The 16,667-nt window shown below is 75.0% G+C and carries 13 protein-coding genes and 1 tRNA gene; 10 read left to right on the top strand and 4 right to left on the bottom strand.

Annotated elements, in window-relative coordinates; translation table 11 throughout:
• Nucleotides 1–105 precede the first annotated feature (105 nt).
• Both ABZ842_RS10130 and ABZ842_RS10125 read left to right on the top strand, forming a co-directional pair.
• Nucleotides 106–966, top strand: coding sequence for a class E sortase (locus ABZ842_RS10130; RefSeq protein WP_361534748.1), 861 nt, complete (start codon nt 106–108; stop codon nt 964–966).
• 176 nt (nt 967–1,142) lie between these two features.
• Entirely contained in the window at nt 1,143–2,003 is an 861-nt protein-coding gene (locus ABZ842_RS10125) for a fumarylacetoacetate hydrolase family protein (protein WP_361534745.1), read from the top strand.
• 37 nt (nt 2,004–2,040) lie between these two features.
• On the opposite strand, the gene ABZ842_RS10120 is transcribed toward ABZ842_RS10125, so the two are convergent.
• Together ABZ842_RS10120 and ABZ842_RS10115 are read right to left on the bottom strand one after the other, a co-directional pair.
• Nucleotides 2,041–2,613 (bottom strand): heme-degrading domain-containing protein, encoded by a 573-nt coding sequence (locus tag ABZ842_RS10120; RefSeq protein WP_361534742.1) that lies wholly within the window; start codon nt 2,611–2,613, stop codon nt 2,041–2,043.
• Entirely contained in the window at nt 2,610–3,734 is a 1,125-nt protein-coding gene (locus ABZ842_RS10115; protein ID WP_361534739.1) for a Gfo/Idh/MocA family oxidoreductase, read from the bottom strand. The genes ABZ842_RS10120 and ABZ842_RS10115 overlap by 4 nt, the downstream gene beginning before the upstream one ends.
• Nucleotides 3,735–3,798: 64 nt before the next feature.
• On the opposite strand from ABZ842_RS10115, the gene ABZ842_RS10110 reads away from it, so the two are divergent.
• Entirely contained in the window at nt 3,799–4,944 is a 1,146-nt protein-coding gene (locus ABZ842_RS10110; RefSeq protein ID WP_361535155.1) for an ROK family transcriptional regulator, read from the top strand.
• A gap of 393 nt (nt 4,945–5,337) precedes the next feature.
• On the top strand, nt 5,338–6,573 hold the full coding sequence (locus ABZ842_RS10105; RefSeq protein ID WP_361535152.1) for a M20/M25/M40 family metallo-hydrolase: 1,236 nt from the start codon (nt 5,338–5,340) through the stop codon (nt 6,571–6,573).
• 134 nt (nt 6,574–6,707) lie between these two features.
• Here the strand turns inward: ABZ842_RS10105 and ABZ842_RS10100 are convergent, their stop codons facing one another.
• The gene (locus ABZ842_RS10100) at nt 6,708–7,472 is read right to left on the bottom strand and encodes an SDR family oxidoreductase (protein ID WP_361534736.1); all 765 of its coding nucleotides are present in this window, start codon (nt 7,470–7,472) and stop codon (nt 6,708–6,710) included.
• Nucleotides 7,473–7,678: 206 nt separating this feature from the next.
• On the opposite strand from ABZ842_RS10100, the gene ABZ842_RS10095 reads away from it, so the two are divergent.
• From ABZ842_RS10095 to ABZ842_RS10075, 5 genes are all read left to right on the top strand, one after another.
• Nucleotides 7,679–10,960: a BTAD domain-containing putative transcriptional regulator gene (locus tag ABZ842_RS10095; RefSeq protein WP_361534733.1), complete on the top strand. Its 3,282-nt coding sequence runs from the start codon at nt 7,679–7,681 to the stop codon at nt 10,958–10,960.
• Nucleotides 10,961–11,795: 835 nt separating this feature from the next.
• Complete coding sequence (locus ABZ842_RS10090) at nt 11,796–12,560, top strand: hypothetical protein (protein WP_361534730.1); 765 nt, start codon at nt 11,796–11,798, stop codon at nt 12,558–12,560.
• Nucleotides 12,561–12,712: 152 nt separating this feature from the next.
• Entirely contained in the window at nt 12,713–13,492 is a 780-nt protein-coding gene (locus tag ABZ842_RS10085) for an HAD-IIA family hydrolase (protein ID WP_361534727.1), read from the top strand.
• 188 nt (nt 13,493–13,680) lie between these two features.
• Nucleotides 13,681–14,022 carry a hypothetical protein gene (locus ABZ842_RS10080; RefSeq protein WP_361534724.1) on the top strand — a complete coding sequence of 114 codons (342 nt, stop codon included), beginning with the start codon at nt 13,681–13,683 and terminating at the stop codon, nt 14,020–14,022.
• Complete coding sequence (locus ABZ842_RS10075) at nt 14,009–14,746, top strand: class F sortase (RefSeq protein ID WP_361534721.1); 738 nt, start codon at nt 14,009–14,011, stop codon at nt 14,744–14,746. The genes ABZ842_RS10080 and ABZ842_RS10075 overlap by 14 nt, the downstream gene beginning before the upstream one ends.
• A gap of 284 nt (nt 14,747–15,030) precedes the next feature.
• On the opposite strand, the gene ABZ842_RS10070 is transcribed toward ABZ842_RS10075, so the two are convergent.
• Nucleotides 15,031–15,104, bottom strand: a tRNA-Lys gene (locus ABZ842_RS10070).
• A 211-nt stretch (nt 15,105–15,315) separates the two neighbouring features.
• On the opposite strand from ABZ842_RS10070, the gene ABZ842_RS10065 reads away from it, so the two are divergent.
• On the top strand, nt 15,316–16,635 hold the full coding sequence (locus ABZ842_RS10065) for a peptidoglycan-binding protein (RefSeq protein WP_361534718.1): 1,320 nt from the start codon (nt 15,316–15,318) through the stop codon (nt 16,633–16,635).
• Nucleotides 16,636–16,667: the final 32 nt, after the last annotated feature.

Here is a 16,667-nt window from a genome sequence, read left to right as displayed (position 1 = left end):
ACACCGTACTGCCGTACGGCGAGCGGCCCGGCCCCCGGCTCCGGCGGGTGCGTCGCGGTGCGCACGGCTCTGGTGGGTTGCGGGGCGGCGGCTTATGGTGCGCCCGTGCGGAGACGGCCGGAGCGGCGCGAACGGTTGCCCGTCGTCGTTCAGGGGCGCGGGCGGCGCCGTCGCGCGCGGGTCGCCGGGGCGCTGTGGGTCGGCGCGGAGGCCGCGGTCACGTTCGGCGTCGTGGTCCTGCTGCTCGTCGTCCACCAGCTGTGGTGGACGAACCGGCAGGCCAAGGCCGGTGCGGAGCGGGCCGTGACGGCGCTGGAGCGGGAGTGGGACGAGGCGGGGCCGGGTGCGGCTGGCGCGCCTGGTGTTCCTGACGCTTCCGGTACGCCTGAGGAGCCTGACGCGTCCGCTGGGTCCGCTGGGTCCTCTGGGGCTGGTGCGTCTCGTGTGTCGCCCGGTGGCGATGGCGGCGGCGGTGACGGTGGCGCGGGTGCCGACGCCGGGCGTACGCCCCGCTGGGACCGGGCGTACGCCGTGATCCGCATTCCCCGTCTCGGGGTGACCGCACCCGTCGCGGAGGGCGTCGCCAAGCGCGGAGTGCTGGACAAGGGGTACGTGGGTCAGTACCCCGGCACCGCGCGCCCCGGGCAGCCGGGGAACCTCGCCCTCGCAGGCCACCGCAACACGCACGGCGAGCCCTTCCGTTACGTGAACAGGCTGCGGCCCGGTGACGACGTCCGCATCGAGACGCGGGACGCAGTGTACGTCTACGAGGTGGACAAGACGCTTCCGCGGACGTCGCCGGGGGACGTGGGGGTGATCCGCCCGGTGCCGCGCTCGCTGGTGCGGCCCGGGGTCGGCTATGCGGAACCGGGCCGCTATCTGACGCTGACGACGTGCACGCCCGAGTTCAGCTCGAAGTACCGGTTGATCGTGTGGGGGAAGTTGCGGGTGGTGGAGCGGCGGTAGCAGGGGAGTGGGCCCCGGGGCGCGCCGATGACCCCTCGGGAGGCCGTCCCAGTAGGTGAACGGGGTCTTGCCGGGTGGGTGGGGGTCTTGGAGGATCGGACGAAAATCGAACCTGCGATGGCCGCCGTCCGTCGTCCGGGCTCACACGGAACCAGGCTCGACCCGGGAGAGACCACATGAAGCTGTTGCGCGTCGGAGCGCCGGGCGCCGAGCGTCCCGCCCTGCTCGACCAGGACGGTACGACCCTGCGTGACCTGACGGGACTCGTCGACGACGTCGACGGGGACCTCCTCGCCGACGCCTTCGCGCTCGACCGGATCCGCGCCGCCGCCGGCGCCGGGGTGCTGCCCCTGCTGGACGTCCCGCAAGGAGTGCGCGTCGGGCCGCCGTTGGCCCGGATCGGGAAGGTCGTGTGCATCGGGCTGAACTACCACGGCCACGCCGCGGAGATCGGCGCGGAGCCGCCGGCCGAGCCGGTGGTCTTCCTGAAGGCGGCGGACACGGTCGTCGGTCCGTACGACACCGTCCTCGTGCCGCGGGGGAGCCGCAAGACCGACTGGGAGGTCGAACTCGCGGTCGTCATCGGCCGCACCGCGCGCTACGTCGGCGACGACGAGGACCCGCTGTCGTACGTCGCCGGGTACGCCGTCGCGCACGACGTGTCCGAGCGTGAGTACCAGTTGGAGCGCGGCGGCACCTGGGACAAGGGCAAGAACTGCGAGACCTTCAACCCGCTCGGGCCGTGGCTGGTCACGACGGACGAGGTGCCGGACCCGCAGGCGCTCCAGCTGCGGTTGTGGGTGAACGGCGAGCTCAAGCAGGACGGCTCGACCGCGGACCAGATCTTCCCCGTCGCCGACGTCGTCCGCTACGTCAGCCGCTTCATGACCCTCTACCCGGGTGACGTGATCAACACGGGGACGCCGGCGGGGGTGGCCCTCGCGAGCCCCGACGGTCCGTATTTGAAGGCGGGTGACGTGGTGGAGCTGGAGGTGACGGGCCTGGGCCGGCAGCGTCAGACCTTCGGCGACGCGTAGCCCGTAGACAGGACGCTCCCTAGACGCACTAGACGCACTAGACGCCCGGTGCGCCGTGCGCCGTCGACGCGAACCGCTCCAGCGCCTCCACCACCAGCGCGTGGTCCGCGAGCTGCGGCAGTCCCGAGACCGTCACCGCCCCGACCACCCCCGCGCCCTCCACCGCGATCGGGAACGAGCCGCCGTGCGCGGCGTAGCGGTCCGGGGCCAGTCGGGCGGACTCCTCGAAGGTGGTGCCGCGCTCGCGGTGCCGGGCGCCGACGAGGAGGGAGCTCTCGCCGTAGCGCTCCACCACCCGGCGCTTGCGGTCGATCCACGCGTCGTTGTCGGCGCTGGAGCCCGGCAGCGCGGCGTGGAAGAGCTGCTGCCGTCCGCGCCGGATGTCGATCGCCACGGGCGCCTCGCGCAGCCGCGCCATCTCCACCAGCAGATTGCCGAGCGCCCAGGCGTCGGTGTGGGTGAAGCGGGGCAGTGTGAGGCGCTGCTCCTGGGCGGCCAGCTCTTCGACGGTGGGCGGGACGGCGGCTGCGGGACCGGCTGTGGTGTCGGGTCCGGCCTCGCTTGAGGCGTGGGCGTCGGCGTCGGTTTCGGACGGAGCGGGGTGGGTCATGTGGACGACACCTCCACGGTGGTGCCCTCGCGGGCGGAACGGCGGGCCGCTTCCAGGATGGCCAGGGTCGCCGCCGCCTGCTCGCCGGTGACCGGCGGCGCAGTGCCCGTGCGCAGGGCGTGCGCGACGAGTTCGTAGTACGCGGGGTAGTCCCCCGGCAGCGTCGGCACGGGGCGGCCACCGCCGCTCGCCGGGGGCTCGCCGGCGCCGAACCGGCCCCACAGCGCCTCGTCCTCCACGCCCCACGGCTCGCCCGCCACCGGCCGCCGGCCCGCCCGCAGATCGGCCTCCTGGGGGTCCAGGCCGTACTTCACGAAGCCGGCGCGCGAGCCCTGCACCCGGAAGCGGGGGCCGAGCTGCGCGGCGGTGGCGCTGACCCACAGGTGGGAGCGGACTCCATTGGCGTGGGTGAGAGCGAAGAAGGTGTCGTCGTCGGCCTCGGCGCCGGCGCGGCGCACGTCGGACTCCGCGTACACCCGCACGACCGGCCCGAACAGCACCAGGGCCTGGTCGACGACGTGGCTGCCGAGGTCGTACAGCAGGCCGCCGATCTCCTGCGGGTCGCCGGACTCGCGCCAGCCGCCCTTGGGGCGGGGCCGCCAGCGCTCGAAGCGGGACTCGAAGCGCTGCACCACCCCGAGGTCACCGCTTTCGACGACCCGGGCGACGGTGCGGAAGTCGTTGTCCCAGCGGCGGTTGTGGAAGACGGAGAACAGCAGGCCGCGCTCGGCCGCGAGGGCGGCGAGGTCACGCGCCTCGGCGGCGGTCCCGGCGACCGGCTTGTCCACGACGACCGCGAGCGAGGCGCGCAACGCGGCGGTGGCCAGGGGGACGTGGGTGCGGTTGGGGGAGGCGATGACGACCAGGTCCAACTCGTCCGCGCGCTGCCACAGCTCGTCGGGCGTCGCGGCGATCCGCACGCCCGGGTGCTCGGTGCGCGCCTGGTCCCCGCGGGCCGGATCGGAGGTGACGACCGTGTCGAGTACGAGCCCGGGGGTGGCGGCGATCAGCGGGGCGTGGAAGACGGAGCCCGCGAGGCCGTAACCGACGAGCCCCACGGCCAGGGGAGCGCCGGCGCCCGTCGCGGAGCCGGTCGGGGAACCGCTCGTGGGGCTGCTCATGGAGCTACTTAAACAACGCTGTTGCCAAAGCGCAAGCGCACGGCAGAATGGCGCCATGAGCGCCATGAGGAGAAGCAGCGGCCTGGGCCTGGGCGCAGGCGGGGGCGGCCGGAGCGGATCGCAGGAGGGCGCCAACCTGCCGGTGCTGCGCGGGCACAACGCGGCCCTCGTGCTGGACCTGCTGCGCGGCGCCGGGGAGGCCGGCCTCAGCCGGCTCGACCTCGCCGAGCGGACCGGGCTCACGCCGCAGGCCGTCAGCAAGATCGTCGGACGGCTGCGGGCGGACGGCCTGGTCGTCGACGCGGGCCGGCGCGTCGCCACCGGCGGCAAGCCGCGGACCGTGCTGCGCCTGGTGCCGGACGCGCGGCACGCCGTCGGACTGCACCTGGACCGCGACGAGCTGACGGTGGTGCTGCTGGACCTGTACGGCTCGGTGACCGCGTCCCGCACGGCCCCCCTCGACCTGGGCGCGGGCGCGGACGCGGTGGTGGAGACGGCGGCGGGCGAGGTGGAAGCGCTGCTCTCGGCGGAGCTGGCCGCCCGGCCGACGGCGGGGCGCGGCTGCCCGGGCGGCAGCGGCGGGAGCTGCCAGGTGCTCGGCGTCGGCATCGGGCTGCCCGGCCCGCTCGACCACGCGGCCGGGGTGACCGGCCGGATCACCGGCTTCCCCGAGTGGGACGGCCATCCGCTCAGGGACGCGTTCGCCGCGCGGCTGGCGATGCCGACGGTCCTCGACAAGGACACCAACGCGGCGGCGCTCGGCCTGCCGGCCGGGCCCGGCGACTCCTTCGCCTACCTCCACCTCGGCACCGGCCTGGGCGCCGGCCTGGTCCTCGACGGCGCGGTCCACCGGGGCGCGCGCACCGGCGCGGGCGAGTTCGGCCACCAGGTCATCAAGTTGAACGGCCCGCGGTGCGCCTGCGGCCGGCGCGGCTGCATCGAGGCGCTGTGCCTGGCGGCGGTGGCCCGCGGGGACGTCGCGGAAGCGGCCCGCGTCCTCGGCACCGGAGCGGCGAACCTGGTGGCGCTGCTGGACATCGACCGGGTGCTGCTGGGCGGCCGTACGGTGGCCGCGTCCCCCGAGCTGTTCGTACGCGAGGTGGCCGCGCGCGCCCGCATCCCCACGGCGCTGGCCTCCGGCGGCGCGCACCTGGTGGCGAGGGGCGCGGCGGAACTGGTCCTGGCCCCGGTCTTCGGCGGCAGGCCCTAAAGGCTGTCCCGTCGTCCCTGGCGGGCGCGCGACGACAGCTACGGCACTTCCCCTGTGCCCTGCGGGCACGGGGGACCCCACTCATCCGGCTCGTTCGACGAGAAGGGGCCCGGTGCTGTGGCCGGGAAGGTCTCCGTGCTGGGGCTGTCCCCACCCACCTAGTGGTGGCCTGCCGGATGGGCAAGGGCATGTCCGGGCGGCGATCGTGGCGCATGCAGGTCTTCCACTCACCTTACGGCGGCGGTCCGGACGCGCAGCGTCGAAAGCCGACGGCCCGTCAGGTCCCCGGAAGGCCACCTCAAGGACCTCGGAGGGGAAACAGTGAGTCGTCCCGTAGAGCGCTTTCCCGCGCGCCGCACCCTGCTGGCCGGTGCGGCGGGAGCCGGTGCGGCAATGGTGTGGGGAGCCGCGGGGAGGGGCGTCGCCGGAGAGTGGGGCCGACCTTGGGTGCAAGAGGCGGTGGACACCGAGGTGGTGCGTCTGGAACAGGGGTTGATTGAGCTGCGGCGGGACATCCACCGACATCCCGAGGGGCCTGGCCAGGAGCAGCGCACGGCCGGTGTGGTGGCCCGGGAGCTGCGGGTGGCGGGGCTGGACGTCACCACCGGGGTGGGCGGTCATGGCGTCGTCGGGGTGCTGCGGGGTTCGCGTCCGGGCCGGACCGTCGCCTACCGGGCGGACATGGACGCGGTGCCGCCGAAGGACATCGTCGGCGGCGGCCCGGCGCCGGCCCATCTCTGCGGACACGACGTCCACACCGCGGTGGCCCTCGGCGTTGCCCAGGTCCTGGCGCGGCTGCGGCAGCAACTGAGCGGAACGGTGGTCTTCCTCTTCCAGCCCGCCGAGGAGACCCTGTCCGGCGCCCGGGCGATGATCGACGCGGGCGTGCTGGAGCGCACTCACGTGGAGGAGATCCACGCGCTGCACTGCGGACCGTTCCCCGTCGGCCGGTTCGCCGTGACCGCGGGCTACGGGATGCCGGGGCAGGACAAGGCGGAAGTGACGCTCTCAGGGCCGGACGCGCCCGCCGCCGCGCGACGGCTGGCCGCCGAGATCGGCGCGCTCGCAACGGTGGCACCGCCGCAGACTCCCGCGGACCTGGAGCGGCTCGTCGCCGACGCCCGGACGCCCAACGGGCCGCTGGCCCGGTTCGTGGCCCTCCGGCCCCGAGCGGAGGGGGCCAAGGTGAGCGTGTCCTACCGCTGTTGGCCACAGGAGCGGTACCTGGAGGTGCGCGCGGACATCCGTCGCCTGGCCACGTCGTACGCAGGTGCCAGCGTGAGCTTTCCCGCCGAGCCGTTCCCCGCCATGGTCTGCCCGGAGCGCGACGGCCGCACGCTCGCCCACCACCTGCGCCGCACACTCGGCCGGGGCGCGGTGACCGAGCTCCATGCCGCCTTCCCGCCCTTCAGCGGCGAGGACTTCGCCCTCTTCCTGGACCGCCTCCCCGGCACGTTCACCTTCCTCGGCATCCGCGCTCCCGGCGTCCCCATCACCCGCAGTTACCCGCACTACCCCGACTTCGCCCCGGACGAGCGCGCCATCGGCCTCGGCGTACGGGCCATGGCGGGCTGGCTGGCAGAGCGAACCCGCAAGTCGCCGGACCTGTCCGCAGGGTCCGTCGACTGAAGCGCGCCCTCACCTTCCCCGGGCGCAGGGGATGGACCTGGTGCGGTGGTCGCAGGGCGGAGCGGGGTGCGTCCACCACGTCGACTCACCCCGGCCCGGGGGCGGCCCACCCGAGGGCCGGGGCGAGCGTCGGATCAGTGCTCGGGGCCGTTGAGGCCCTGTGCGAAGCCGCCGTCGACCGCCAGTTCCACCGCCGTCGTGAACGTCGCGTCCGCCGCCAGGAACAGCGCCGCCGCAGCCACCTCCTCCGCCGTGCCCATCCGCCCCAGCGGGGTCGACTGGTCGCCCTGCTTCTCGAAGTCGCGGCGCTCCTCGTCCGTCATCCCGGCCACGCCCATCGTCGGGGTCTTGATGTAGCCGGGCGCCACCGAGTTGACCCGGATGCGGCGCGGCAGCAGCTCCGCCGCCATGGCGTGGGCGATGGCGGTCACGGCCTCCTTCGAGCCGGTGTACGCGGTCACGCCCGGGAAGATCAGGTCGTTGGCCACCGTGGTGAAGACGATCGCCCCGCCGTCGTTCAGCAGCGGCAAGAGGCTCTGCACCGTGAAGAACGCGCCCTTGGTGTTGATCGCGAACGTCCGGTCCCAGGAGTCCTCCGTGACCTCTCCGAGGAGCTGCACCTCGGCTATGCCGTGGTTGACGAAGAGATAGTCGACCCGGCCGAGTTCGCGCTGCGCGACGTCCGCGAGGGCGTTGATGTCGGCCATGCTCGCCGCGTCGGAGCGCACGACGTGCGTCGAGCCCGCCGGCAGCTCGCTGCGCGCCTCCTCGATCTTCTTCTCGTTGCGGCCCGTGAGCACCACGTCGGCGCCCCCGGCCACCAGCCCCTTGACGATGGCCAGCCCCATCCCGTGCGTACCACCGGTGACGACGGCCTTCTTCCCTGCGTACTTGCTCATCTGTGAACTCCTGGTCGGATCGGTCCGAGAACAGAGGGGTGAGGTGCGGGTGGCGCCCGCCCGGTTCGCACCGGCACCCGTAGCCTGCGGGCCCTGGCTCGCGGTCTTCTGGCGGTCCGCTTGCGGTCCGCTCGCGGCACCGGCACCGCCCCGGGGACGTACCGGCGACGCGGCCCGACCCGCGGCCACGTCGTACCGTTGACCTCATGCGTTTCGGGGTACTGGGTCCGTTGGCGGTCTGGTCGGTCGACGGTCAGCTCGTGGCGGTGCCGGAGGCCAAGGTCCGCATGCTGCTCGCCGCACTGCTCACCGCGCCCGGGCGGGCGGTCGGCGCCGACCGCCTCGTGGACGAGCTGTGGGGGGACGCGCCGCCCGCCAACCCCACCGGGGCGCTCCAGACCCTGGTGTCCCGGCTGCGCCGGGTGCTCGCCGGGGCCGGCGGCCGGGCACTCGTCGTACGCCGCGCCATCGGCTACGCGTTGGAGACGGCCGACGACGCCGTGGACGCCGCCCGCTTCACCGCGCTCACCGCGCAGGCCCGGACGACCCGCGACCCCAAGGAGCGCACCGCGCTCCTCACCGATGCGCTGGCCCTGTGGCGCGGGCCCGCCTTCGCCGACTTCGTCGACGAGCCCTTCGCGCGCGCCGCCGTCGCCCGCCTGGAGGAAGAGCGCCTGCTGGCGGTCGAGGAACAGGCCGAAGCCCGGCTCGACGTGGGCGACCACCGGCCGCTCGCCGCCGAGTTGGGCGACCTGGTGGAGCGGTACCCGCTGCGGGAGCGTCTGCGCGCCGCGCACATGCGTGCGCTGTACGGCGCCGGCCGGCCCAGCGAAGCGCTGGACGGCTTCCAGGAGTTAAGGCGCCGGCTGGACGAGGAACTGGGGCTCGCGCCCGGGCCCGAACTGGTGGCGCTGCAACGGGAGATCCTCCGGCAGGACCCGGCGCTGCTGGCCGCGCCCGTCCCCGCGCCCGCCCCCGTGACGACGCCGCGCCCGCGCACCAACCTCCCCGCCTCGGTCACCTCGCTGGTCGGCCGGGCGGAAGCCGTGGAAGAGGTCCGCGAACTGGTGCGGGCCGGGCGGCTGGTGACCCTCACGGGGCCGGGCGGGGTCGGCAAGACGCGACTCGCGTTGGAAGTCGCCGCCAAGCTCTCCGCGGACCCCACCGAGCACGGAGAGCCCGGCGACTCCAGCGCCCCCGGCGACTTCCGGGACGGCGTCTGGCTGGTGGAGCTGGCGGCGCACGCCTTCCCCGCCCAGGCCGCCACCGGGCCCGACGCCTCCTACGACGCACTCGCCGAGGCCGTCGCCGCCACCCTGGGCGTACGGGACGACGCCGGACCCGCCCCCCGCGCCCGCACCCCCGTCGAACGGCTCGTCGACACCCTGCGCGGCCAGCGCCTGCTGCTCGTACTCGACAACTGCGAACACGTCGTCGACGCGGCGGCGGGCCTGGCCCGGGCCCTGCTGCGGGGCGCGCCGGACGTCCACGTCCTCGCCACCAGCCAGGAGCCGCTGGACGTCGCCGGCGAACGGCTGTGGCCCGTGCCGCCGCTGGACCTGCCGCCCGCGCCTTCGGCCACCCCCGACCCCGCCGAGCTGCGGCGATCCAGCGCCGTACGGCTCTTCCTCGAACGGGCTGCCGCCCAGTCGCCCGGCTTCGCCCTCACCGACGACAACGCCCGCGCCGTGGCCGCCATCTGCCGCCGGCTCGACGGCATCCCGCTCGCCCTGGAGCTGGCGTCCACCCGGATGCGGGTCCTCGGCGCGGCCGAACTCGCCGACCGGCTCGACGACCGGTTCCGGCTGCTGACCGGCGGACGGCGCGGCGCCCCCGCACGGCAGCAGACCCTGCGCGCGGTGATCGACTGGAGCTGGGAGCTGCTGACCGCCGCGGAGCAACTGGTGCTGCGCCGCATCGCCGTCCACTCCGACGGCTGCGCCCTGCCCGCCGCGGAGGCCGTCTGCGCCGGCGACGGCGTGCGGCCCGCGGAGGTCGTGGACCTCCTCGGCCGCCTGGTGGACCGGTCCCTCGTGCTCGTCTCCCACGAGCCGGACGGGACAGCCAGGTACCGGCTGCTGGAGTCGGTCTCGGCGTACTGCCTGGAGCGCCTGCGGGCCACCGAGTACGACCGGGTGCGCCGCGCCCACGCCCAGTACTACGCGCGGTTCGCCGAGGAGGCGGACGCCCACCTGCGCGGCGAAGGGCAACAGCGCTGGCTGCGGCGCCTCGACGCGGAGTCCGCCAACGTCCGCGCAGCGCTCGACAGCGCCGGCGCGGACGGCGACGCAGAGCTGATGCGCCGTCTGGTGCGCGCGATGGTCTGGTACTGGTTCCTGCGCGGCCGGCTCACCGAGGCCGGACGCCAACTGCGCGCCGCCGCGGAGCTGCTGGACGGTCCGTCGTACGACGGCGGCGACGACAGCGACGACGCCGCCGCCGGCTCCGGGATCCGGGCGTGGCGGACCGGCTTCGCCCTGCTCACCGGCGCGCCCGAGAGCCCGGACCGGCACGGCGTCGACATCCTCGCCTCGTACGAGGCCGTCGCCGACCCCCGCGAACGCATCCGCGCGGGCTGGCTGCTCTGCTACGCCGCCACCCGGTTCGCCGACCGCCTGGTGGGCCAGACCCTGCTGGAACGGGTCCTGACCGAGGCCCGGGCGCTGGCGGACCCCTGGGTCCTCGCCGCGGGGTTGAGCACGCGCGGCACCCAGGCGCACGTGTGCGGGGACCTCGCCGGCTCCCGCCGCGACAGCGAGGAGAGCCTCGCCCTCTTCCGGCGCGCCGGCGACCGCTGGGGCCAGCTCCAGGCGATGGCCGTCCTCGGCCGGCTCGCCGAGATCGAGGGCGACTACCGGGAGTCCGCCCGGCTGCACCGCGCCGCGCTGGTGATCGCCGAGGACCTGGGCCTGTGGACGGACGCCTCGCTGCGCTGGTCGGAGCTGGGCCGGATCGCCCTGCTGACCGGGGACCACGCACGGGCCGACGAGTACCACGAACGCGGCCGGCGGCTCGCCGTCGAGCAGGGCGACCGCCCCGCCGAGGAGTCCGCCGAGATCGGGCTGGCGCTCAGCGCGCGACGGCAGGGCCGACTGGACGTCGCGACGGGGTACCTGCGGCGCTGGCTCGACTGGAACCGGCAGTTCGACGCGGCGAACGGCACGGCGCTGATCCTGGCGGAGCTGGGGTTCGTGGCGGAGCTGCGGGGGGACGCGGAGGCCGCGTTGGCGCTCCACACCGAGGGCCTCGCCGCGGCCCGCGACACCGGCGACCCGCGCGCGATCGCCCTCGCGACGGAGGGCCTCGCCGGAGCCCACGCCCTGGCGGGCCGCCTGCGGGAGGCGGCCCGCCTGCTGGCGGACGCGACGGCGATGCGGGCGGGTGTGGGGGCGCCGCTGCCGGTGGGCGAGCGGGGCGACGTCGACCGAGTGTCGGCAATGCTGCGCATGCCGCCGCGCCCCGAGCCACCTTCAGAGCCCGCGCCCTGACACCCGCGGGGTGCGTAGCAGTGCGCGCCTGCTGCGTGGCTGCTCGCGCAGTTCCGCCCCCTACGCCCAGGGGCGGTGGGGGTCCCCACCGCCCCTGGCACCCCCGCCATAGCCCTGCCGGGCAAGTTCAGCCTCTGCGGGCAGTCTGTGGCTTGTCGCGCAGTTCCCCGCGCCCCTGGCACCCTCGCCATAGCCCCCGCGGGCAAGTTCAGCCTCTCCGGCCCGGTGGTGGGCTCGTCGCGCAGTTCCCCACCGCCCCTGGCACTCCCGCCGTAGCCCTGCCGGGCAAGTTCAGCCTCTGCGGGCAGTCTGTGGCTTGTCGCGCAGTTCCCCACCGCCCCTGGCGCTCCCGCCGTAGCCCTGCCGGGCAAGTTCAGCCTCTCCGGCCCGGCGGTGGGCTCGTCGCGCAGTTCCCCGCGCCCCTGGCACTCCCGCCGTAGCCCTACGGGAGCATCAGCCTCTGCGGGCACGTTGTGGTTGGTCGCGCAGTTCCGCCCCCTGTGCCCCTAACCCCCTGCCCTTAGCCGGCAGACGAATGACGGGGGCAGCGAATCAGGGGCGCTGGGGGTCCCCCCCCTGTGCCCGCAGGGCACCGGGGGCGGAACTGCGCGAGCAGCCCACCGCCGGGCCGCAGAGGGCGACGCTTGCGTGAGGAGGTCGGGCCTCAGGTCGCGAGGAAACGTGACGTCACTTCAGCAGAGCCCGCCGCAGGCGAAGGCGTACCGCCGATGGAGGGCAATCCGCGGGGGGAAACGGGGCCGCGCCGCCCCGGCAACCAACCCCCCGCCCCCTCACATGGCAGGGTCGGCCGCCACGCCCCCGAAAGGCCCCCACCATGCGCCCCCGCACCGCTCTCCTCGCCGGCGTCGGCACGGTCGTCGGGGCCGTCGGCGTCACCGTCGCCGCGGTCGCCGTCCTCGGCGGCGCCGTCTCCGCCGCGCCCACCGCGACCGCGGCCGACCGCCTCCCCCGCGGCTGCGGCTCCGCCGCATCCGCCGACTTCCCCGTCGACACCCGCATCCACGGTGGCCCCACCGTCCACTCCCCGGGCCGCGGCTTCGAGCAGTGGTCCGTGGACCTGACCAACACCACCGACCGGGAGTGCCGCGAGGTCCACCCCGTCGTCGTGTTCGCGGCCCGCGACCGGGGGCTCACCCCGGCCCGGATGACGCTGGAGTTCTACGACGACCGCGCCGCCCGCTGGCGCACCGCACCGCTGGACACCACGGACGAGGACGAGGTCGTGGGAGTGCTCGGCACCCAGCGCGCGAAGGACGGCGGGTACGCGGTCGCCGCCCGCGCCACGCTCACCGTCAAGGTCAGGCTCGCGCTCAGCGCGGACACCCCGCCCAACCAGGTCACCGTGAACGCCGCCGTCGTGCAGCGGCGCGGCGACGACGGCGACTGGGTCGGCGCGTCCGACGACTACCGCTTCGCCGTGCTGGAGGACCGCGGCTCGGGCGCCTCCGTCTCCGCGGACGAACTCGCCACCACCGGCACCTCCGCCACGCTCCGCCTCGTCGCCGCCCTCGGTACGTTCACGGTCGCGGGCTGTGCGCTGATGCTGCTCACCCGGGCGTTCCGCAGGGCGAGACGGTGATCTCGAACCGAACGTACGCGCGCGTTCCTGATTAGGCTGTTGGCGTCGGGGTGCCACAGCGCCGTGCCTCCGGCACGACGCACCACGCACCATGCAGTCCGCACCCCGCACACCACGCACCCGCGTACCCACGCACGGCAGGAGCCCCGTTGATGGCAGAGCGCAAGCCGATCGAGTCCTGGCTGACCGACATGGACGGCGTCCTGATCCACGAGGGCGTGCCGATCCCGGGCGCCGACGCCTTCATCACGAAGCTCCGGGACACCGGCAAGCCCTTCCTCGTCCTGACGAACAACTCCATCTACACCGCCCGCGACCTGCACGCCCGGCTCGCCCGCATGGGCCTGGACGTCCCGGTCGGGAACATCTGGACCTCCGCGCTCGCCACCGCCCGCTTCCTCGACGACCAGCGGCCCGGCGGCACGGCGTACGTCATCGGCGAGGCCGGCCTCACCACCGCCCTGCACGACATCGGGTACGTCCTGACCGACCACGACCCGGACTACGTGGTCCTCGGCGAGACGCGTACGTACAGCTTCGAGGCGCTGACGAAGGCGATCCGGCTGATCAACGGCGGCGCCCGGTTCATCTGCACCAACCCCGACGAGACCGGCCCGTCGACCGAGGGCCCGCTGCCGGCCGCCGGCTCGGTCGCCGCGCTGATCACCAAGGCGACCGGGAAGGACCCGTACTTCGCGGGCAAGCCGAACCCGCTGATGATGCGGACCGGGCTGAACGCGATCGGCGCGCACTCCGAGACCAGCGCGATGATCGGGGACCGGATGGACACCGACGTGCTGGCCGGTCTGGAGGCGGGCATGGAGACCTTCCTCGTGCTCACCGGCGTCACGACCCCGCCGGACGTGGACCGTTACCCCTTCCGGCCGTCCACGATCGTCGACTCGATCGCGGACCTCGTCGACCGCATCTGAGCCGACCGCATCTGAGCCGACCGCATCTGAGCGGTCCGCATCTGAGTCGACCGCGTCTCAGCCGAGGGCCGGTCACCCGAACACCCCGCGTCCGCGCACGTCAGCGCGGGGTGCCCGGGTCTGACCGGCCGCTGCGGATGCGGAACGGGACGCCGCGCGTGAGCCTTGCGTTAGCAGGAGGTCTCACCATGCGTCCAGCAGTGATCGCTCTCCGTACGGCGGGGGTGGCCGCCGCCCTGGCCACCGCGCCCGCCGTGCTCGTCCTGGCGCCCGCGGAGCCCGCCGCCGGCCAGGTGGTCCACGCCCACGACACCCCGCCGCCCGCGTCCGCCCCGCTCGCCGCCCCGGCGCCGCCCGCGCCCACCGCCGAGGGCCTGGCCACGGAGCACCCCCGCAGCGAGAACACCGGCCCCAGCACGCCGCACACCGTCGTCGGGTTCGTCCTCGCCGGCGTCGCCGCGGTCGTCGTCACCCTGCGGGGCGCGCGCCGCCGTCGCCGCCCCGACGCCGACGGCCATGTACACCGCTGACCCCGCGGCCCCAGAAGGCCCCGGCGGAAGCAGCAGCGGCACCCGTACCGGCGAAGGCGCCGCAACGGCCCAGCCGAACGCCGCCCGCCCGCCCGAGCGCGGGGTGGGCCGGCTCGTCATGGGTGCGGCCTGGGCGCTGCTCCTGCTCGGGCTCTGGCTCTGCGCCCGCGAGGTGGCCGGCGGCCCGGTCTCCACCTCCGCGCCCACCACCGGCGACGTCGCCGCCGTCGGCCGCCCCCTCGGCGTCGAACTGCCGCCGGCGCACCCCCCGGTGCCGCCGGCGGAGCCCGCCCGGGTGGAGATCCCCTCGCTGGCGCTGGCCGCGCCGGTGGCGCTGCGCGGATCGTTCGACCGCGCCGCGGCGAGCGCTCCGCCGCGGATCGTCGCCTGGCACGGCCCGGGCGGGCCGGGGCCGGGCGCCCCGGGCGTCTCCCTGCTGCTCGGCCCGGTGGACGCCCGCAGCGCGCCGGCCGCCTTCAAGGACCTGGGCGCGGCGCGTACGGGCCAGCGGGTGCGGGTGGTCCGGGCCGACGGCTCGGTCGCGGAGTTCACCATCGACGACGTACGGGTCACCGCCCGCGGGCGGTACGACGAGCGGGAGGCCGCACAGCCGCGCCGCCCCGGCCGGGCGGAGCTGCGGTTGGTCACCTGCGGTGGCGAGGACTGCGCGTCCCGGGTGCTGGTCTCCGCGTACCTCACGGGCACGCGCCCCCCGAAGCCCTGAGCGCGTTCGCTCCGACGTACTGAGCGGGCGCGCCCCGCGACCTGACCCGGCCGATGCCCGATTGCTCGGGGGAGCCGTCGGCCGGGCCGGTCCTCGACCGCGGGGCACGGGCTGCGGGAGAAGCCCGGCACCGTACGGGAGGAGGGGGATGGTCGAGCGCGCCGCGGACCGGGACGGGGGTGCGCCGGTCCGCCCTGCCACTGTGGGCCGGACCGGGCCCGCGGGTCAACCGTCGGCGAACGACCGAGGCCCCCTCGCCGTGGGCGAGGGGGCCTCGTGGTGCGTGCGCCGCCAGGGACTCGAACCCCGGACCCGCTGATTAAGAGTCAGCTGCTCTAACCAACTGAGCTAGCGGCGCCTGCTGACCTGGAAAACTCTACCGGACGTCGAAGGGTGCTCCGAACCAATATCCGTTCCGTCCCGCCTCCCGGCCTGTCGGATGGTCGTTTTGTCCCTTTTATGGGTCAAACTGCACTCACCTAGGACAACTGGGGCGCCCTGGAATGCCGAGGAGTGCACGCTGCGCGCGCCCCCGAACGACCGACACACACGTGCGGAGGGGACAGCTGATGACGGCGCCGGTCTTCCAGGAGTACGAGCCCGCCCCCGACTGCGACTGCCCGGGGTGCGTCGAGCGCCGCCGGGTCCTCGCGGCCGGCGGGCACCCCGCGGCCCACGGCTGCCGCCGTGCGCTCGTGCTGGTCACCGCGGCCGGAGTGGTGCTCAGCGGGGGCGGCGCGAGCGCGGCGGGCGCCGTCGAGGCGCAGGCCGCGCCCGGCCTGCGGCCCGAGCGCGCCCCGGAGGCCGCCGCGCGGGGCGCCGGCGACCGGGCCAACGAACAGGGCGGCCCCGGCGCGCTCCACGGCCGGCCGCTGCCCGGCCCGTCCGGGACCCCCGCCGTCCCGGAGGTCCGCAAGACCACCCGCACGGAGATCATCAAGCGCGCGAAGACGTGGGTGAGCGCCAAGGTCCCGTACAGCATGTCCAAGTACTGGAAGGACGGCTACCGGCAGGACTGCTCGGGGTACGTCTCGATGGCCTGGGGGCTGGCCACCAACGAGTGGACCGGCAGCCTCGCCAAGTTCGCCACCAAGATCAGCCGCAGCGACCTCCAGCCGGGCGACATCCTGCTCTTCCACAACCCGGCGAACCCCACCAAGGGCTCCCACGTCACCATCTTCGGCGGCTGGACCGACCACACCCGCACCCACTACGTGGCGTACGAGCAGACGAAGCCGGCCACCCGCAAGCAGTCCACGCCCATGGCGTACTGGAACAACTCCGGCAAGTACGTGGCCTATCGCTTCAAGGGCCTGACCGGCCAGGTCACCACCGGGCCCACGACCGCCGACGCCTTCCCCGGCGCCCAGTACTTCGGCCCGGGCAAGAGCAACAAGCACATCACGCGACTGGGGCAGATGCTGGTCAAGCGGGGCGGGAAGAAGTTCTACGCCACGGGGCCGGGGCCGCGCTGGGGCGAGGCGGACCGCAAGGCCACCCAGGCGTTCCAGCGCGCCCAGGGCTGGCGCGGTTCGGCGGCCGACGGCATCCCCGGCGCCAAGACCTGGAACCTGCTCGTCACCGGCAAGGGCAAGAACATCCCCGCCACCGACGCGGCGCCCGCGCCCGCGTCGGGCGCCGCCGTGGTGCCCCCGTACCCGGGCCCCGGCGCCTTCCGGCCCGGCCAGTCCGGTCCGCACGTCACCCGGCTCGGCCAGCAGCTGGTCAAGCGGGGCTTCGGCCGCCACTACGCCACCGGCCCCGGCCCCGTCTGGGGCGAGGCGGACCGGCGCAACGTCGAGGCGTTCCAACTCGCCCAGGGCTGGCGCGGCGCCGCGGCCGACGGCTACCCGGGCCCGGACACCTGGCGTCGACTCTTCGCCGGCTGACGGCCCCGGTACCCACTACAACGCGCACACCA

The organism is Streptomyces sp. NPDC047315 (assembly GCF_040643215.1).
Taxonomy (GTDB): domain Bacteria; phylum Actinomycetota; class Actinomycetes; order Streptomycetales; family Streptomycetaceae; genus Streptomyces.
The sequence above is the reverse complement of the archived record's forward strand: the minus strand, read 5'-3'. Positions and strand labels throughout refer to the sequence as shown.

Excerpts from the sequence above, each read along its gene's own strand:
- ABZ842_RS10100 (WP_361534736.1), bottom strand. The coding sequence starts at position 7,472 with ATGAGCAAGTACGCAGGGAAGAAGGCCGTCGTCACCGGTGGTACGCAC.
- ABZ842_RS10075 (WP_361534721.1), top strand. The coding sequence starts at position 14,009 with ATGTACACCGCTGACCCCGCGGCCCCAGAAGGCCCCGGCGGAAGCAGC.
- ABZ842_RS10110 (WP_361535155.1), top strand. The coding sequence starts at position 3,799 with ATGAGGAGAAGCAGCGGCCTGGGCCTGGGCGCAGGCGGGGGCGGCCGG.
- ABZ842_RS10090 (WP_361534730.1), top strand. The coding sequence starts at position 11,796 with ATGCGCCCCCGCACCGCTCTCCTCGCCGGCGTCGGCACGGTCGTCGGG.
- ABZ842_RS10120 (WP_361534742.1), bottom strand. The coding sequence starts at position 2,613 with ATGACCCACCCCGCTCCGTCCGAAACCGACGCCGACGCCCACGCCTCA.
- ABZ842_RS10085 (WP_361534727.1), top strand. The coding sequence starts at position 12,713 with ATGGCAGAGCGCAAGCCGATCGAGTCCTGGCTGACCGACATGGACGGC.
- ABZ842_RS10115 (WP_361534739.1), bottom strand. The coding sequence starts at position 3,734 with ATGAGCAGCCCCACGAGCGGTTCCCCGACCGGCTCCGCGACGGGCGCC.
- ABZ842_RS10095 (WP_361534733.1), top strand. The coding sequence starts at position 7,679 with ATGCGTTTCGGGGTACTGGGTCCGTTGGCGGTCTGGTCGGTCGACGGT.
- ABZ842_RS10065 (WP_361534718.1), top strand. The coding sequence starts at position 15,316 with ATGACGGCGCCGGTCTTCCAGGAGTACGAGCCCGCCCCCGACTGCGAC.
- ABZ842_RS10125 (WP_361534745.1), top strand. The coding sequence starts at position 1,143 with ATGAAGCTGTTGCGCGTCGGAGCGCCGGGCGCCGAGCGTCCCGCCCTG.
- ABZ842_RS10080 (WP_361534724.1), top strand. The coding sequence starts at position 13,681 with ATGCGTCCAGCAGTGATCGCTCTCCGTACGGCGGGGGTGGCCGCCGCC.
- ABZ842_RS10105 (WP_361535152.1), top strand. The coding sequence starts at position 5,338 with ATGGTGTGGGGAGCCGCGGGGAGGGGCGTCGCCGGAGAGTGGGGCCGA.